The organism is Rivularia sp. PCC 7116, from assembly GCF_000316665.1.
Classification (GTDB): domain Bacteria; phylum Cyanobacteriota; class Cyanobacteriia; order Cyanobacteriales; family Nostocaceae; genus Rivularia.
In genome coordinates, this window is record NC_019678.1 from 7,648,981 (window position 1) to 7,664,918 (window position 15,938).

14 protein-coding genes are annotated in these 15,938 nt (G+C 36.1%); 6 read left to right on the plus strand and 8 right to left on the minus strand.

All coding sequences use genetic code 11. The features are described from left to right. Positions 1–63 precede the first annotated feature (63 nt). The 5 genes from RIV7116_RS29375 to RIV7116_RS29395 all read right to left on the minus strand — a co-directional run bounded on the left by RIV7116_RS29375 (position 64) and on the right by RIV7116_RS29395 (position 4,046). A complete protein-coding gene (locus tag RIV7116_RS29375) occupies positions 64–1,056 on the minus strand; it encodes a glycosyltransferase (protein WP_015121976.1) in 993 nt (330 codons plus the stop codon). A 248-nt stretch (positions 1,057–1,304) separates the two neighbouring features. Continuing rightward, a complete protein-coding gene (locus RIV7116_RS29380; RefSeq protein ID WP_015121977.1) occupies positions 1,305–1,718 on the minus strand; it encodes a DUF2809 domain-containing protein in 414 nt (137 codons plus the stop codon). A 253-nt stretch (positions 1,719–1,971) separates the two neighbouring features. Beyond that, a complete protein-coding gene (locus RIV7116_RS29385; protein WP_015121978.1) occupies positions 1,972–2,544 on the minus strand; it encodes a hypothetical protein in 573 nt (190 codons plus the stop codon). 207 nt (positions 2,545–2,751) lie between these two features. After that, positions 2,752–3,405, minus strand: a complete 654-nt coding sequence (locus tag RIV7116_RS29390; protein WP_015121979.1) for a DUF6391 domain-containing protein — start codon at positions 3,403–3,405, stop codon at positions 2,752–2,754. Positions 3,406–3,782: 377 nt separating this feature from the next. Then, positions 3,783–4,046, minus strand: a complete 264-nt coding sequence (locus RIV7116_RS29395; protein WP_015121980.1) for a helix-turn-helix transcriptional regulator — start codon at positions 4,044–4,046, stop codon at positions 3,783–3,785. Between the two features lie 353 nt (positions 4,047–4,399). Between RIV7116_RS29395 and RIV7116_RS29400 the strand changes: the two genes are divergently transcribed. Continuing rightward, a complete protein-coding gene (locus RIV7116_RS29400) occupies positions 4,400–5,371 on the plus strand; it encodes a carbohydrate kinase (RefSeq protein WP_015121981.1) in 972 nt (323 codons plus the stop codon). A 96-nt stretch (positions 5,372–5,467) separates the two neighbouring features. Here the strand turns inward: RIV7116_RS29400 and RIV7116_RS29405 are convergent, their stop codons facing one another. Beyond that, positions 5,468–5,962: a gluconokinase gene (locus tag RIV7116_RS29405; RefSeq protein ID WP_015121982.1), complete on the minus strand. Its 495-nt coding sequence runs from the start codon at positions 5,960–5,962 to the stop codon at positions 5,468–5,470. Between the two features lie 211 nt (positions 5,963–6,173). Here RIV7116_RS29405 and RIV7116_RS29410 point away from each other — a divergent pair, with 211 nt between their 5' ends. Then, positions 6,174–7,643, plus strand: a complete 1,470-nt coding sequence (locus RIV7116_RS29410) for a serine/threonine-protein kinase (protein WP_015121983.1) — start codon at positions 6,174–6,176, stop codon at positions 7,641–7,643. A gap of 162 nt (positions 7,644–7,805) precedes the next feature. Here RIV7116_RS29410 and RIV7116_RS36670 read toward each other — a convergent pair whose 3' ends face one another. Together RIV7116_RS36670 and RIV7116_RS37265 are read right to left on the minus strand one after the other, a co-directional pair. Then, a complete protein-coding gene (locus RIV7116_RS36670; RefSeq protein ID WP_232435733.1) occupies positions 7,806–8,963 on the minus strand; it encodes a GNAT family N-acetyltransferase in 1,158 nt (385 codons plus the stop codon). A 220-nt stretch (positions 8,964–9,183) separates the two neighbouring features. Then, a complete protein-coding gene (locus RIV7116_RS37265) occupies positions 9,184–9,321 on the minus strand; it encodes a type II toxin-antitoxin system Phd/YefM family antitoxin (protein ID WP_232435734.1) in 138 nt (45 codons plus the stop codon). A gap of 817 nt (positions 9,322–10,138) precedes the next feature. On the opposite strand from RIV7116_RS37265, the gene RIV7116_RS29425 reads away from it, so the two are divergent. The 4 genes from RIV7116_RS29425 (at position 10,139) to RIV7116_RS29440 (ending at position 15,595) form a co-directional block, all read left to right on the plus strand. Next, positions 10,139–12,034 carry a lipoxygenase family protein gene (locus RIV7116_RS29425; protein ID WP_015121985.1) on the plus strand — a complete coding sequence of 632 codons (1,896 nt, stop codon included), beginning with the start codon at positions 10,139–10,141 and terminating at the stop codon, positions 12,032–12,034. Positions 12,035–12,341: 307 nt separating this feature from the next. Beyond that, positions 12,342–13,688, plus strand: a complete 1,347-nt coding sequence (locus tag RIV7116_RS29430) for a cytochrome P450 (protein WP_015121986.1) — start codon at positions 12,342–12,344, stop codon at positions 13,686–13,688. A gap of 126 nt (positions 13,689–13,814) precedes the next feature. Beyond that, on the plus strand, positions 13,815–14,417 hold the full coding sequence (locus tag RIV7116_RS29435; protein WP_015121987.1) for a hypothetical protein: 603 nt from the start codon (positions 13,815–13,817) through the stop codon (positions 14,415–14,417). A gap of 656 nt (positions 14,418–15,073) precedes the next feature. Then, positions 15,074–15,595: a COP23 domain-containing protein gene (locus tag RIV7116_RS29440; RefSeq protein ID WP_015121988.1), complete on the plus strand. Its 522-nt coding sequence runs from the start codon at positions 15,074–15,076 to the stop codon at positions 15,593–15,595. Positions 15,596–15,938 lie beyond the last annotated feature (343 nt).

Genomic DNA, 15,938 nt, shown 5'->3' on the forward strand with positions numbered 1-15,938 from the left:
CCCATAACATGATATTCACTTGAACACTTATCATATATGTGTAATTGGGTAATTGGTAATCTATTATTGCAATTTCTTCTTAATTTTATTAAGTATTCTTTGGGTAGATAATTTTGTCAGACGCATTTTTGTTAAAGGTTGAATATTTGATTGATGATTTTGTTTGTGGTCAAAAAACTCATTTAGCTCAGACAATATAACCTGAAAGCGGGGAATAATATTCTCGCGGCGATATTCTTGAAAAAAGCTTTCTGGTAAATTTGAAGGTGACCAATCTTGCAGCAACTTAAGAATACGTTGCATATCATATTCTTTGGAATAAGCTGCTATTTTATAACTGTTGAATCCTGGATCTAAATAATCAGAAAGTCCACCATTCAGGCTGGAAAAAATTTGACAACCACAAGCAGCAGCTTCCATCGGTTGCAAACCAAATCCTTCAGTTACTCGCTGCTGCGCCCAGTATTCGGCAGAGTCGTAAATGTAGATTTTAGCTCGATTAAATAGTGCTGGAATATCTTCTATATAATAGTCAATTAATTCTAATTTACATTTTGGCTGCAATGCTGGAACTAAATCTTTAATTAGATATTCCGAAGATTTCCTTGCTAAAACCAAGACATCTATATCTCTTTCCAAATTTTGATTTGTGAATTCGTCGCTAATTTGATTGGGTAAATAATAAATTAAACTGTGAGGTGATAATTGTCCCCAATATCCTAAAGTGTTACGACTGACTGTAATTATAGGAATGCTTGCTGGGAGTTTGAAACCATAACCAGCACTATGAGCATGGTAAACAACATTATAAGATTTGAGGCGAGGAGCAAGTTTTGCAACATCAAAGCCCCAGCTAATGACAAATATAGCTTGCTGTAAATCTTGCTGTTGCAACACATCATCTAAGAAAAGCTTGTCTTTTTCTCTTTGACGATAAGTCACCACTTGGGCATCACATATTTCTTTAGCAAGGTTGAGAGTTTTTAATTCCGCCCATAATCCACCGCAAGCGAATTTGCCATCTGTACCCGGAACTAAAAAATAAAGTTTTCTCATTTTTAATAATCTATTAATACCACTTTCCTATCTCACACCCTATCAGAACTCCCGTCGATGGGTAATAAATCAATCAATTGCCTATCTGACTACATTAATTCAATTTTTTCAAGATGCTTGAGGCACAAATATAATGTCCGGTAAAATATTTATCATGTCTGTGGGGTTGGTAATTAGTAGTTGGTAATTGGTAATTGGCAATCAAAAATTATGATATTTGGGTTGTATAGTAATTGCGTAATTAGAAATTATAAATAACGTTTTTTGAAAAAATAGCTTTTTATTACATATAACCATATCCATCCGACAAAACTACCAATAAAGTAAACTGGAAAATCTGCCCAAACAAAGGTATTTCCTAAAACAAGTCTACCGGGTATAGTTTTACGAGCTGCTTCTAAAAATGGCGGTTTCCACAATTGCAAAAATTCTATCGCGCAAGTCGCAATGCAAACTCCAACTGCTATACGCCAAGGCGAAACTTTGGGTAAAAGAAAAGCGAAGAATAATACCCAAAATATTTCATAAGCAACACTTCCTAATGCATCATGCAGCCATGCTGGGTTCAATCCTTGGGAAAACCTGACTATGTAGCCAAAAGGAACGATAATTACCATACTAGCTAGCAGTGCTAAGCGATATTTTAAGAAGGGTATACTCATGACGGCAGTAATTTTAGCAATGAAAATGAGTCTATTCTAAAGTAATAAAGACTGGTAATGGGTAGAGGGGGAAGAGTGGGGAGAGGGGGAAGAAAAAATTTCTTGTTTTTACGATACACCCTGCAAAGTTAATTTGGTAGAGTACTAAGCTATATATAAAAAAATAACAAGCAGAGAATACAAATGAATTCCCTGCTGTATCGTTCAAATTTAATTAGTTAATGCTTTCTAAAGGGAGATAGTGAAAAACTTTTTAGCTAGCTAAACCGCTGAATAAACCTTTAGCAGCAGCGATTCCATCTTCAACAGCAGCCCAAATGCTTGTATCTGGCTCTTTACCAACTAATTCACGAGTTCCCAAAGCGTAAATAACTGCTTTTAATTGCTCTTGGTGAGCGCGATTTTGGAAATTTACTTTGTTGATAGGATCGATTGCTTCTTCCCAATCTTCACCAGCAGTTTGAGCGCACTTGTGTACGAGCATACCAGTCATTACTAACTGATGCTTCATTCCTTCATGCTGTAATGCTTTTTCATAAAGGTCTAATTCGCTACCACCCATAATTTTGTCAACGGTTTGGGTCAAATTCTTTACTTTCTCTTGAGGTTCGGATGCTGTACCAAACTTAGCGATCGCCGCTTCAATAGTTCCTAAGCTTTCTCGATCATCCTTAAGCATATCCTGTAGACGCTTGGTTATCTCACCATCGTTGATAGCCGAGATTAATTTCTGTTCGTTAGCAATCAACTGATTTTGCAGCACTTTCATATCCGCTAACTTCATAGCGATCGCCTTTCGTTGATTATCTTTTAATGTCGCAACCATAATAAACGCTTCTCTATGTCAAATTACTCTCCTAGTGTTACTAAGAGTTAAATCAACTCCATCTTTCGTGCGGCTTAGAAGACATTTAAAAAACGGTTATTTTTTTGTAGCGAAGAATACCGCTTGGGGAGGATGAGGAGATGGCAAGAAGAATTAATAGAGTATCTACTGCTCGCTGTTCACTGCTCACTGCTCGCTGCTCGCTGTTTACTCTCTCCACTTAACTTTGACAAAATAAGCTTTGCGTCCCATTGCATCATGCTTGAGAGTAATATTTTCAACTGCAAGGTTGAAAGGAATTGCGGTGGTAATATGACGTTGAAAGAAAGCACCGACATCGGGGGCAATTTCGGTTGCGGTTGTTGTTGCTACACTCAAACCAATTAATTGTTCAATTGGTCCTCGCGGTAATAATAAATGCATTCCTAAAGCCAATCCTGCCGTCAATAACATGGCAACCGATGCATTTGTTCCGCAGCGAGGATGCACGGCTAAATTCCATTCTCCATTAGTAAGGCGTTGGAGAGCAAGGTTTACAGAGCGTCGTAAATCGCTGATGTTGACTTCACCATAAAGATAAAAACCTTCTTCTGTTGATAAACCACTGTAAAGCTGATTATCAACCACATCTTCATGCTGCATTATCTTTTGTCTGGCTGTTGAATGCGATTCACCTAAAGTCCAGACTGTAGCGTGTTCTAAAGCATGAACTTGACGCAGCATCAAAACTTCTTTCAATCCAGGAACAAATGATAGCTGGTTAAGTATCTCGACATCCTGGGTGGGGCGGGGTGAAATGAGATCAAAATTCAAAATATCAAAGGTATTATCGCTACCTTTGGCTAAATTTGAGCTATTCATAACAACATTGCTCCCCCACCTAAATCGGCAATTTATATTCCATTATTAATGTAACCTTTTACAAAAGAAATTATTGCTAACTTTTGTTGATTATTAAACTTATATAAATAATCTGAAAAGATTAAAATTGTTGAATTAATTTATCTTTCTTGGCTAATAATTTATTTGTTAATTATTTATTAATTATTTAAAAAAAAGTTAAAGATGAACCCGTCCGTTGCTAGTCGGACGGGAATTGATTGCTGCTAGCTGTGAGCGCGTAGACCAATACCCTGCGATTGCGCGTCAAAGAGATGAGTTAAACACCGAAAAGTGAAGCGTGAGGAGACGAGCTAGCAGCAATCAAACCTGGCATCAAATAATTGTCGTAATGCTGTTTAGTCCTGCAAAGGAGGAATAGGACAGCAGTTAACATCATTTAAACATACTTTACCCCAGTGCAAAGCCCAGCGGACAAGAGCAACTCGGTTCTCAGTTTGTGTTTTGGTAAGAATATTGCTGATATGGTTATCAACAGTACGCTTACTAATTTCCAGTTTGACTGCAATTTGTTGGTTAGTTAAGCCAGTGGCCACTAAGTCGATAATTTGCAGTTCTCGGTCAGACAGACTAACAGGGGTCTGAGACTCGCCACCAGCCATTTAGATTCCATCCTCCCTTTTGTGGTAAATGTACTCAATTGCTTTTTCCCATTGTAGAAGATTCTTTTACTGGTAGGAGTTTCAACTGTTTAATGCTATACGATTATCTGGAATTTATTCTTTATTTCAGTTTTACGCTATACAGTATTTTATATTAGTATTTATTATATCTTTAAAGGGCACATTCAATTAGAATTAATACGGATGCTAAATCTCTTATGCAAGAGTTAATGGACACAATTTCGGCAAGAATATTGTTGTTTATTTGTATGAACGATTGCTTTAGGAATACTAAATATTATTGTAGGTTTTATACAGAAATTCTCTTTAAAAATTAAAACAAGTCTAATTAAATGAGCAATCCCCGCGTTTTATGTTTAGGTGAAATACTATATGATGTGCTTGCCGATCAATTAGGTCGTTCGGTTCCTGAGGTTGAGTCATGGACTTCTTATCCAGGGGGAGCGCCAGCGAATGTTGCTTGTGCTTTAGTCAAGTTGGGAACCCCGTCAGCATTTATCGGCTGTGTTGGTGAAGATGAAACCGGAACTAGTCTAGTAAAGCTTTTAGAAGCAGTAGGTGTAGATACAACTGGAGTGCAGCATCATCCCTCTTCACCTACCAGACAAGTATTAGTAACTAGAAAACAAAACGGCGATCGCGTGTTTGCCGGTTTCAAGGATTACGACACTACCGAATTTGCCGACACTCGTCTGAAGGCAGAAAATTTACCAGAAAAATTATTTGCTACTGCCGATATTTTAGTCGTCGGGACTTTAGAACTAGCTTATCCCGAAAGTGGTGCGGCAGTTTATCGTGCCTTAGAGTTAGCTTCTCAACACAATGTAAAGATTTTGCTAGATGTCAACTGGCGCGATGTATTTTGGAAAAATCCTGACGCTGCTCCTGACGTAATTCGGGAATTAATCAAAAAAGTAGATTTTCTGAAACTAGCAAAGGAAGAAGCTGAATTATTATTTGATACTCACGATGCAGGGGCAATTACTTACCGTGCCAGCAGTTTAGAAGGAGTATTAGTCACGGATGGAGAAAAGGGTTGTGCTTATTGTCTCGGCGAAAACGAAGATAAACTTCCGGCTTTTTCTGTCCCCGTAGTTGATACAACTGGTGCTGGAGATAGTTTTGTTGCTGGCTTTGTTCACCAGTTGTTGAATTACGGAATCAAGAATTTAAGCGATGCCGAAGTTGTGAAAAAAATTATTGCTTATGCTAGCGCTGCGGGGGCTTTGACTACATTAAAACCCGGTGCGATCGCTTCTCAGCCAACAGTGGAGGAAGTAGAGAATTTTCTGAAGGAGCATTGAATTCACTTTAGAATTGGACGGGCAGGGATGCCCATCCTACAAGAATTTTGTCTAGAGACGTTGCATTGCAACGTCTTTATTAATTTGAAGTAATAGTTAACCAAGTTGCGATCGCAGTTTTTCTACAATCTCTCGCACAATAACCTCAAGAGGCTGCGAAATATCAACTGTAAGTGAGTCTAAAGGTTCTTCAAGGATATCAAATTGACTTTTAAGAAGTTGTTCGTTCATAAAATGATTTTTTCGTTCTTTCAAACGTTGTTGAATCAATTCAAATGAACCTTTGAGATAAACCAGCTTTACAGATTCATGATTTACTAACAGCATCTGACGATAACTTTCTTTTAAAGCCGAACAAGTGATAACTATATTTGTAGTTTCTGACAAACACTGTTTGATGACATCAAGCATTTTTTGCAGCCACGGTAGTCTATCTGCATCATTCAATGCAACACCGTTTCGCATTTTATCAATATTCTCTTGTGGATGAAAATCATCAGCATCCCGAAACTTCCAGCCTAAAGATTCTGCTAGCGTTTTACCAATGGTAGTTTTACCGGAACCCGAAACGCCCATGACAAGGATAATCATCAACAAATTTAAAACTTGAGTTGTTGCTTATTACAAAAAAAATGTATCATAAAGATACTAAAATTAGAAAAATGTATCATTTTGATACTAAAAATTTGAGCTAAATCGCTTCTGAATTTATATGATTGCTAGTAAAATATACTGCATAAGTCTCAAAAGTCTTACCCTATTTAATTAGAAATCATATTATTAGCTAAATAATAACTTAAAAATGAGCGCTGAACTTAATCCAGGAACTTTAATTAGTAATCGCTATCAAATTCAGAAAACTTTGGGAAGGGGCGGGTTTGGAAGAACTTACTTAGCTTTGGACAATCGGCGTTATAACGAACCATGCGTTCTAAAGGAATTTTTACCTGATACCCAAAGCCCCAGTGTTATTCGTAAATCAAAGGAACTATTTGAACGCGAAGCAAAAGTTTTATATCAAATTAAACATCAACAAATTCCTCAGTTTTTAGCTTTATTGACTCATGATGAAAAACTATTTATTGTTCAAGAATATATTGATGGTAAAACTTATCTACAAATTTTAGACGAACGTCTTTCTACAACTGGTAAGCCATTTTCGGAAGCGGAAGTCAGAGAATGGCTATTAGATATGCTGCCAGTTTTAGAATATATTCATGGCTGTAATATTATTCACCGAGATATTTCACTAGAAAATGTCATGCTTCCTAATCATCAATCGAAACCAGTATTGATTGATTTTGGAGTGGTAAAAGAAAAGTTTACTCAAATTTTTAGCAATTCTTCCCAGTCTTTTAGACAGGCTTCAGTAGTCGGAAAAATTGGTTACTCTCCACCGGAGCAATTACGTTTGGGGCATTGTTTTCCTTCCAGCGATATGTATGCCCTTGCGGTTAGCGCGCTGATTCTTTTAACTGGGAAAATGCCGCATTTATTAATAGATGATTCTTTAAACTGGGATTGGCAATCTTATGCAAATGTTAGTAACTCTTTAGCTAGCATTTTGAATAAAATGTTGTCAGCAGCACCCAATGAACGTTATCAATCTGCTAAGGAAATAATAGTAGAGCTTCATAAGAATCAAGGTACTAACACTAATCTTAACCAGACAGTTACTAACACTAACTTGAAACCAAAAATGTCACTAGGTGGCATTATTTCAAGTATATTACCGAGAAGAACTCAACAAAATGAGCCGCAGAATGCTGATAATGAGAACAATTTTGAACAACTCGGAAAAAAACCAGTTACTCAAAATCCACAATTTATAGATTACTGTCGTTCTCAGCTTACTAGTTTTGTGGGACCTTTAGCTAGTGTTGTGATGGAACAAACTTTAGAAGAAAACCCCGATATCGCACCCAAAGATTTGGTTGAAGCTTTAGCCGAAAAAATTCCAGATGCACAAAGAGCAGAAAATTTTAGGAGTCACGTCAAACTTCTCAAAGAATATAAAACAGAACAACCCCGAAAAGTAAATCATTCGGTATCAAGTTTGACGACTACTCCTGCAATTAGTAACCCAGATTTTCTCGATTATTGTCGCCGAGAATTTAGTAGTTTTGTCGGACCTTTTGCTAGTGTGGTAATTAGAGATACTTTAGACGAAAATCCAGATTTGACTCCAAAGCAGCTTGTAGAAAAATTGATGACTGGAATTCCCAATCGCAAAAGAGCGCAAGAATTTGAAAAACGAATTCTTAAGGATTGAAAATTGGGGAATTGGTAATTGGGGATTGGTCATTGCAGCAATTTTTACAATGATGATTTATATAACCCTCTGTTTTTCTCAGTTAAATTACTATTTTTTTGCTAAAAGAGTTTAATTTTTGACTTATTTTCTTAAGGAAAGGAAAATCGGAAACTATATTACTTATTTATCAATACTTGGTATCGCTTTATAAATCCAAACAAGCTTCCCACACCATGTTGACTCTTTCACAAACTCCATCCCAACTTTTTCCAAAACTCTAATTGAAGCTTTATTTTCGGGTTCCACAATTCCCAAAACATAATCAAGATTCAACTTATCAAAACCATATTTTAAACAAGCTTTCGCTGCTTCCGTTGCTAAACCCTGTGCCCAAAATTCCGAATCCAAACGATAACCCAATTCGGTTTCTAATTTACCTTCAATTTTTTCAACAGCAATCCCACAATAACCAATCAAACGTCCGCTTTGACGATGAATTAGAGCATATTTCCCGTAGCCATATTTTTGGTAGGAATCAAGAAAGCTTTGAAGTTTCACCATTGTTTGTTTATGAGATAATGCACCCGTTGGTGAAGAAAATTGCATTACTTCGGGCTTGGCTAGAATTTCTGCTAGTGCTTCAATATCTAAAACTTGAAATTCGCGAATAATTAAACGTTTGGTTTGAGTAATTATTTTTTCGTCAATATAACTTTCAGCTTTTCCTAAACTCGGTATATTCAAAAAATTCAGCAGCCACTGATTTTTTGAATTTAACCACAGAGCGAAAACAATAACTAAATGTATCCCCAGAGTTATTTGAGCTAGTGGTTTTATTGATAAATCGTATATTGTTAACCAATCACCGCGAGAAGTAGTAAACGAAAAAATCGGATAAACCACCAGCGAGTAAACCAGTTGAGCTTGAGAAAAAGTATAAAATAAATGCTTTAAAACTGTTTTTTTAACTAAAGGTACCGCTAAAATCGCTATAAAACCTAAAGCAATTGAAACTAAATTCCCGCTAAAGGCAATCCACCAAGATTCTACAGGAAGGAAATTTCCGACAGCGATAACATAACCCCAAACTACTCGCCATTGAAATTCCCGAACTTCACCACCAACCTGTAAAGTAGCTAAAGCGTGTCCGACTTCGTGAAAAAATACTCCTAACGGAATTAGAATAAATACTGCAACTCTTTCTAATATAAATCTATCTTTGGCAGTTACTTTATCATCCCAAAATGAACCCCAATTATTGAATAAACGCAAAATGGTGTCAATGCTGATGATACCGTAAATAATCGCCATGAAGTCGAATGACGAATCATTGAACATGATTAATTAATTGGTGATTGGGCATGGGGGATTGCGGATTGGTAATTGGTAGTTGGTAATTGGTAATTAATTATTTTTAGTTTTATATTGTATATTTTCTAATTTAATAAAAATGTGTAAATGCGTTTAAAATATCTTCTGGTAAAGGTGCATCAAAATCATCAGGAACAGTAAATTCTCCTTTGCATAAACCAAATGGTCGTGATAGTTTTTTATTATTTTATTTGCTGTTTGTAATTGGTTTAAGTTCGGCAATAAGTTTATCTTCTTGGACAATAATAAAGCTTTCACCAGCTTCAACTTGGTTTAGATACTTTGAAGGATTTCGTTGAATTTCTTGGACTGTAATTTGTTGCATTTAATTAAGTTAGGATAATTTTTAATATTTAACGTTCTATTTAATTTTAAATCATGAGTTAAGCGAACAAAATAAAACTGATATCATATAATTACCAGAAGGTATTGGAATTGTTTATACTTTCTTCCTCTTCCTCCTAGCATCGCACTAAATTAATATGTCTAAATAATCCTTTATCCTACTCAAAATCAGTCTATCATATTGAAAAATCTTTGCGCTGCTTTGCGTTTACCTTCGCGTTCCTCTGCGTTGAAAACAGATTATCCCCTGACTCGACACTAATAAAACCGTAAATCGCAGCGTTAACTATTCCCACCACATCAATCTGTTGATTTTCAGTCAATTTGTCTTCTATCCAATTAAAAATAGGGCATTGCTGAATTGAAATATGAATTTATCTTTCTCATATTTACTAGCCCCCTAAATCCCCCAAAATTGGGGTTGGGGGGCTATTCATATTTTTAATCAGCAACGCCAAAAATAGCTATATCCAAGTTGAAGCTTTGCAAACATTCTTTATACCAATCCTAAATAATTCATAAAGAAGATTTAACTACAAAAAATTATTTCTTCTATTGCCCCGTAATCGTTTAAGTAACTTTTCTACGAACATAGCAATATTAATTATATTTGTATACTTTTATAATAAACAAAGTTTCGGTTAACATGTGCATAATTTATATCAGTTATTCCCTATCTAAATAATGTCGGATTGCCAACAAATTAACCTCGTTCGTTAAGAAAAATTAAAATAACCGTTTTTCTATCTTAGATGTTGAAGTTGTATTTACAACTATAAATGGGAGGAAAATTATATATGACAGATTTATCAGAAAATAATCAAAATAATTTGTCACCAGTGGATAAATTAAAACTTGCTAGGCAAGAATACCAGTATAACTATAGCCATATTCCACCTATTGCAATGGTGGATCAACTTCCTAGTAATGAGAATTTCTCTACTGGCTGGCTGCGTTTGTTAGCTAAAGAATTAAAAGTTGTTTTTATCAATACCCTAATCGCAAATCGAGGAAATCGTGGTTCCGAAAGTGTCCGCGACGATGTGAGATTATTTCTGATAGAAGTGTTAGCTAAAGGGGCATTACCGTTTAATTTAACTGTTAGTGCTAGAATTTTACAAATTATTCCGAATTTATTACTTACAGGAATATCAAAGGATTATAGTGAAATTGATGAGTTGTTCTTTTCCATACTTAGGGAAAGCGGACTTTCTATTTTTCAAGATTCTCTAAGTCGAGTTAAAAGTCTTTTATATGAAAAACGTCCTAGGGGACATGCGAAAAGCTTAAATGATTATCACAAGCTGTTCCCCGAGATGGGAATACCCAAGATAGCCGAGAATTTCTCTACAGACGAACAATTTGCTTATATGCGGGTAGCTGGATACAACCCGGTAATGATTGAGCAAGTGAATAAATTGGGCGATCGCTTTCCCGTTACCGAGGCTCAATATCGGGAAGTCATGGGAGATGATTCTTTAGCGGCAGCAGGTGAAGAAGGAAGACTTTATTTAGCAGACTATGGAATTTTGAAAGGTGCTGTTAACGGTACTTTTCCTTCACAGCAAAAGTATATTTACGCTCCCCTAGCACTATTTGCAATTCCTAAAAATTCCAATAGCAATAAACCAACTTTAATGCGTCCAGTTGCGATTCAGTGCGGTCAAAATCCCCAGGATAATCCGATTATTACGCCTAAATCAGACAAATATGCTTGGCTGTTTGCAAAAACTATCGTGCAAATCGCAGATGCTAACTACCACGAAGCTGTAACTCATTTAGGACGCACTCATTTACTTGTAGGTCCTTTTGTTGTTGCAACTCATCGTCAGTTACCGGATAGTCATCCGCTTAATATATTACTAAGTCCTCATTTTGAAGGAACTTTAGCGATAAACGATGCAGCCCAACGTCGTTTGATTGCTGCTGGTGGAGGTGTGGATAAATTACTGGCATCGACTATTGATAATTCCCGTGTTTTGGCAGCAGTCGGTTTACAAAGCTATGGGTTTAATGAAGCCATGTTACCCAAGCAATTAGAGAAACGCGGCGTTAACGATACACAAAAGCTACCTGTTTACCCATACCGCGATGATGCGCTGTTAGTTTGGAATACAATTCATCAATGGGTTGGTGACTATTTAAACATTTACTACAAAAGCGATGCGGATGTTAAAAATGACACCAAACTTCAGAACTGGGCTATTGAAGCAGGGGCTTTTGATGGCGGAAGAGTTCCAGATTTTGGTCAACAACATGGGCTTATTCAAACCTTAGATTACTTAATTGATGCTATTACGCTGATTATTTTTACTGCTAGCGCTCAACATGCTGCGGTTAATTTTCCCCAGGGAGACATGATGAACTACGCTCCAGCAGTACCCTTAGCTGGTTATCAGCCTGCTTCAATTCTTGAAGGCAAAGTTACCGAAGAAAACTATTTAAATTTACTTCCACCTTTAGAACAAGCACAAGAACAATTAAACTTAGTCCACTTGTTAGGTTCTATTTACTATCAAACTTTAGGTGATTACCCAGAGAATTACTTCAAAGATACCTTAGTAAAACCAGCTTTGCAACAATTCCGAAATAATTTAATTGAAGTTGAAGCTACTATTCATCAACGCAATCAAAATCGTCCTACTTACGAATATTTGCTTCCTTCAAAAATTCCTCAAAGTATTAATATTTAGTAAGAATTGGTAATGGGTAATTGGTAATAGTATAAATCATTTTTCAAGTAGTAAATATAGCAGTTTTTGGTTGGATATAATACACCCCTCTTCCTTAATAAGGAGAGGGAAAGGGGGTGAGGTTTATGTGAGTGTATTACACTCAAGTGAAAAGCGCTATATAGCATTTTTCGGTTGGATATAATATTTTGACCTCACCCCATCCTGCGGACACCCCTCTCGTTGTCAAGGAGAGGGAAATAAGAAAAAGTTAATTGTATTCTATTCAAATGAAAACCGCTATAAAAGTAAATAAAAAAGGAAAATCATGACTATAAAAGAACAAGTTATCAAATCACAAAAACGTCAAATTGAACTTTCCCGCATGTTAGCGAAAGTCGGCTATGACAGTAAAATTGGTCAAACTCTACGTTTACGATTTTATTATCAAGATGCTTTCTTATTGCTGCGGAAATTTAAGAGTTTTCTGTATACAGCTAAAGAACTTTTTGGAGACAAATTTTTTGGCGGAGATCAAGCAATTATACATACTTCTCATGCAGAAGTTAAAAAATTAATGCAAGTCGAACCTCAACTACGAGGAAACGACTTGGGTATTATTAGAATGCTTGCTCCAAGCTATTTGCTTAACAATCCGTTGAGTTTGGGAATGAACGGTACTCAACATACGGGAGCGCGGGCTTTATTTTTACAAGCTTTAACAAATCCTGCGGAAGATATCGAAAATTTAAGTAATTTAGTCAATCAATGCTTATCAGAAGCAGCCCAAAAAAAAGAATTACATATTGGTAAAGATTTACCAAGAATGATGCTGAAAATTTTGCATCAAGTTGTTTTCCAAATCTCCTTATCTGAAGAAGAAGTTACCGCATCAACTGGTTACAATAAAAAGCTGTTCCTCGCAACTCTGCCGAATTTTATTAACAAATATACGCTGGGATTACTAACAGCACCAAGCGTGAAACATCGGAAGCAATTAACTCAGAGATACAAACAATCTCCTTTATGGTCATCTTATGTGGAAACAGGTGCAAAATACAATTTGAACGAGCATCAAATTGCTAATAGTCTTTTTGACATGATTCATATTGCCGGAACTCTTGGTACTAGTGCCCTTTTAGGTTCCACAATTGGAGTTTTATGTCTGGATGAAGCTTTAAGAAATAACGTAATTTCAGAAGTTAATACAGTTTGGAACGAACAAGAAACTCCGAATCCAGATGCTTTGAAAAATTCGATTTTAATTAACAAAGTAATTCTAGAAACCGCTCGTCTTTATCCAGCAGTCAGATTTGTTAGTCAGCTAGCACAAGAAGGAGGAGAAATTGAAATCGGTGAATCAAAATGCCCGTTTCAAAAAGGTACCCGTTTAATCGGCTCTATATTTACTGCTAATAGAGATGCTGCAAGATACGAAAATCCAGATAGTTTCGATAGTGAACGCGATTTTTCTGATATTTTATCTTGGAATGGTCACGGACACGAACGAGCTTGTCCTGGAAGAGACTTATCTATTGGCTTAATTAATATCTTCGTTTTGTACTTGTTCAAAAAGTATAAATGGGATTCAATCACAGAAGTTAAATGGGAATTTGAAAAAGTTACCGCCGTCACGCCAAATGAATTAGTATTACAAGGTTTTGCAAAACGGTAATTGGGCATTGGGCATGGGGTATTGGGCATTGGGCATGGAATTACTCCCTCCCCTTCTTCCGCCTCTTCCCCCTCTTATTCAATTACTAGCAAGCGAATATAAAAATCTCAAATCTAAAATCGAATCATGAATTTAAAAATAGAAAACAAACAACTTGATAACATTGCCACCTGGATGAAGCCATTTAAAGAAACTAATTTACCAAGCGTTCTTAAAGGTGTATTCTTCATGGATGGCAATCCACTTCCGGATGATTGTATCACCATGTATAACTTAGAATGGGATGCCGAAAATAATACTTTGTCTCTACCAGTTTTTGGACAGATACAGTGGACTTTTCATAATTCGATTCTAGGAAGATTATTACTTATTGGTGCTTGGTTGAGTCAGTTTACTTATAAAATTCAGTTTGAAGACGAAACTCTACAAAAATCACAAATAATACCCTTATCATTAGGGATACCAATTCCGAAATGGATAATAAATGCCACAATGTGCCAAGATGAAAGTTCTCAGAATGGAGATATATGGCAACGTAAAAACATTTGGTTCGGGATAATTCCCCTAATCGGTGATTATACACTCCGCAGAATTGTAGATGAAAATGGTAATTATACTTCTGCTTTTAACGATATGCTGGCAAAAGTTGAAAATGAATGTTTGGTAGTTGGTAGGAATTCAACTGAAGAAAATGTTGCTGTTGAGTACGAATCGGCTGCTTCTAATTGAGTAATTTAAAAATATTTGATGCCTAAATGCTGCGATCGTATTAAATTAACTGCAATAATTAATACTTTATAAGCTGAAAAAATATCTAGTTGAAAAAAGTATCAGCTTTAAATCAATTTATTTTAGTAACTTAAGCTATGAGGTTTGAATCTTTGGAGGCTTGTGTTTTTTGTTGCCCAGCAATACACATATACTAAGCAATATTTATATATTAGTATATGTGTATTATATCGCTGGCATAACTTGAAGATATAAAGTATTTTAGTTCTCGCCGGTTTAAATCTCTTATGTTGTCGCAAAAGCTCTTTTCAGAGTAGTTCCTGTTTGCGTAATTATTTCTGCTGCTATCGAAATAGGAAATATGTAAATCAATAAAGTAAATTTAATTTTAAAACTGGTTCTCAACGCAGATTTGTTCTTTCGATTCTATTTAAGTACTTATGCATGCTTGATTGAACGTTAAGAATTTTTAACCAAGGATTTTTGGTGGTGAAAATTACTTACTATATAAAACGAATCGTAAAAATAGAATTTTAAAGCGATAGATAATTAAGCTCCATATTTCATACTGCATTAGCAGTATATAGAGCAAAATAAACCAATTTTAGTTTATTTAACAGTATCTCTAATTTGAGAAATGAGGATTATTGCTTACTATGAACACTAAGTTCTTTGCTAGTCTTCTGTCCGCTAGTGCGATCGCTCTTAGTAGCATTGCCATGTTCAGTTCACCTAGTCACGGACAAAGGTCAACTTACAGTTTCTTTTGCGGTCGAAGCACGGATGGTGTACCAACAACATTCGCTGCAACTGCAACTGGGAAGAAAATTGCTGTGATTCGCTGGGTTAGACAATGGAGTCCGAAGTATCCGCCCAAAGCTCGCTGTCGAGCGGTATCTTCAAGATTTCAGAATGCTTACGCTTCAGGTGTCCTCAACTATCTGACTAATACGAGAGTAAATCGTCAAGATGTCATCTGTGCAGCTAGAAGATACGGAGGTAGCTGTAACCAAATGCTACTGACTCTTAGACCTGGTGAAAATGTCAGTCAAGTAATAGAAAACTTGAGGCAGATGGGACATACTGCTAGCGGTCCTCTGGTTCAAGCTCCTGATGGTTCTCCTCGTACTTTTGTTGATATGAATCGGTTGTTGCGCCAAGCATCAGCAGTGAAATAGAAAAGACTGTACAGAGAAATTAATTCTTTTTAGCTTTTAATGGGGGAACCAAGAATACAGCAGGCTTCAACTTAATTAGGTGCAATTGGAAGGGAAAATAGACCTATCCTTCAATATTTGTAATGATTAACTTTGTAGCTAATTTGATTGCAAAGTGCTGTTAAAAAAATAATTTCTCAACTCCCCCATTTTATCAATGCATTGATTTCTTCTTTAAGTGCAGCAATGCGGAGGAAATAAAGATAATATTTCTTCTAAACACTAGATATATAGGCTTTCTCGATTGATTACTAGTGAGCGTAAGTCGGTTAAATTAATTTGTTATGAGATGGCAAGAAATGAC

Bases quoted from the DNA above. Each gene is read 5' to 3' on its own strand.
- RIV7116_RS29375 (WP_015121976.1), bottom strand. From the start codon at position 1,056: ATGAGAAAACTTTATTTTTTAGTTCCGGGTACAGATGGCAAATTCGCT.
- RIV7116_RS29380 (WP_015121977.1), bottom strand. From the start codon at position 1,718: ATGAGTATACCCTTCTTAAAATATCGCTTAGCACTGCTAGCTAGTATG.
- RIV7116_RS29385 (WP_015121978.1), bottom strand. From the start codon at position 2,544: ATGGTTGCGACATTAAAAGATAATCAACGAAAGGCGATCGCTATGAAG.
- RIV7116_RS29390 (WP_015121979.1), bottom strand. From the start codon at position 3,405: ATGAATAGCTCAAATTTAGCCAAAGGTAGCGATAATACCTTTGATATT.
- RIV7116_RS29395 (WP_015121980.1), bottom strand. From the start codon at position 4,046: ATGGCTGGTGGCGAGTCTCAGACCCCTGTTAGTCTGTCTGACCGAGAA.
- RIV7116_RS29400 (WP_015121981.1), top strand. From the start codon at position 4,400: ATGAGCAATCCCCGCGTTTTATGTTTAGGTGAAATACTATATGATGTG.
- RIV7116_RS29405 (WP_015121982.1), bottom strand. From the start codon at position 5,962: ATGATTATCCTTGTCATGGGCGTTTCGGGTTCCGGTAAAACTACCATT.
- RIV7116_RS29410 (WP_015121983.1), top strand. From the start codon at position 6,174: ATGAGCGCTGAACTTAATCCAGGAACTTTAATTAGTAATCGCTATCAA.
- RIV7116_RS36670 (WP_232435733.1), bottom strand. From the start codon at position 8,963: ATGTTCAATGATTCGTCATTCGACTTCATGGCGATTATTTACGGTATC.
- RIV7116_RS37265 (WP_232435734.1), bottom strand. From the start codon at position 9,321: ATGCAACAAATTACAGTCCAAGAAATTCAACGAAATCCTTCAAAGTAT.
- RIV7116_RS29425 (WP_015121985.1), top strand. From the start codon at position 10,139: ATGACAGATTTATCAGAAAATAATCAAAATAATTTGTCACCAGTGGAT.
- RIV7116_RS29430 (WP_015121986.1), top strand. From the start codon at position 12,342: ATGACTATAAAAGAACAAGTTATCAAATCACAAAAACGTCAAATTGAA.
- RIV7116_RS29435 (WP_015121987.1), top strand. From the start codon at position 13,815: ATGAATTTAAAAATAGAAAACAAACAACTTGATAACATTGCCACCTGG.
- RIV7116_RS29440 (WP_015121988.1), top strand. From the start codon at position 15,074: ATGAACACTAAGTTCTTTGCTAGTCTTCTGTCCGCTAGTGCGATCGCT.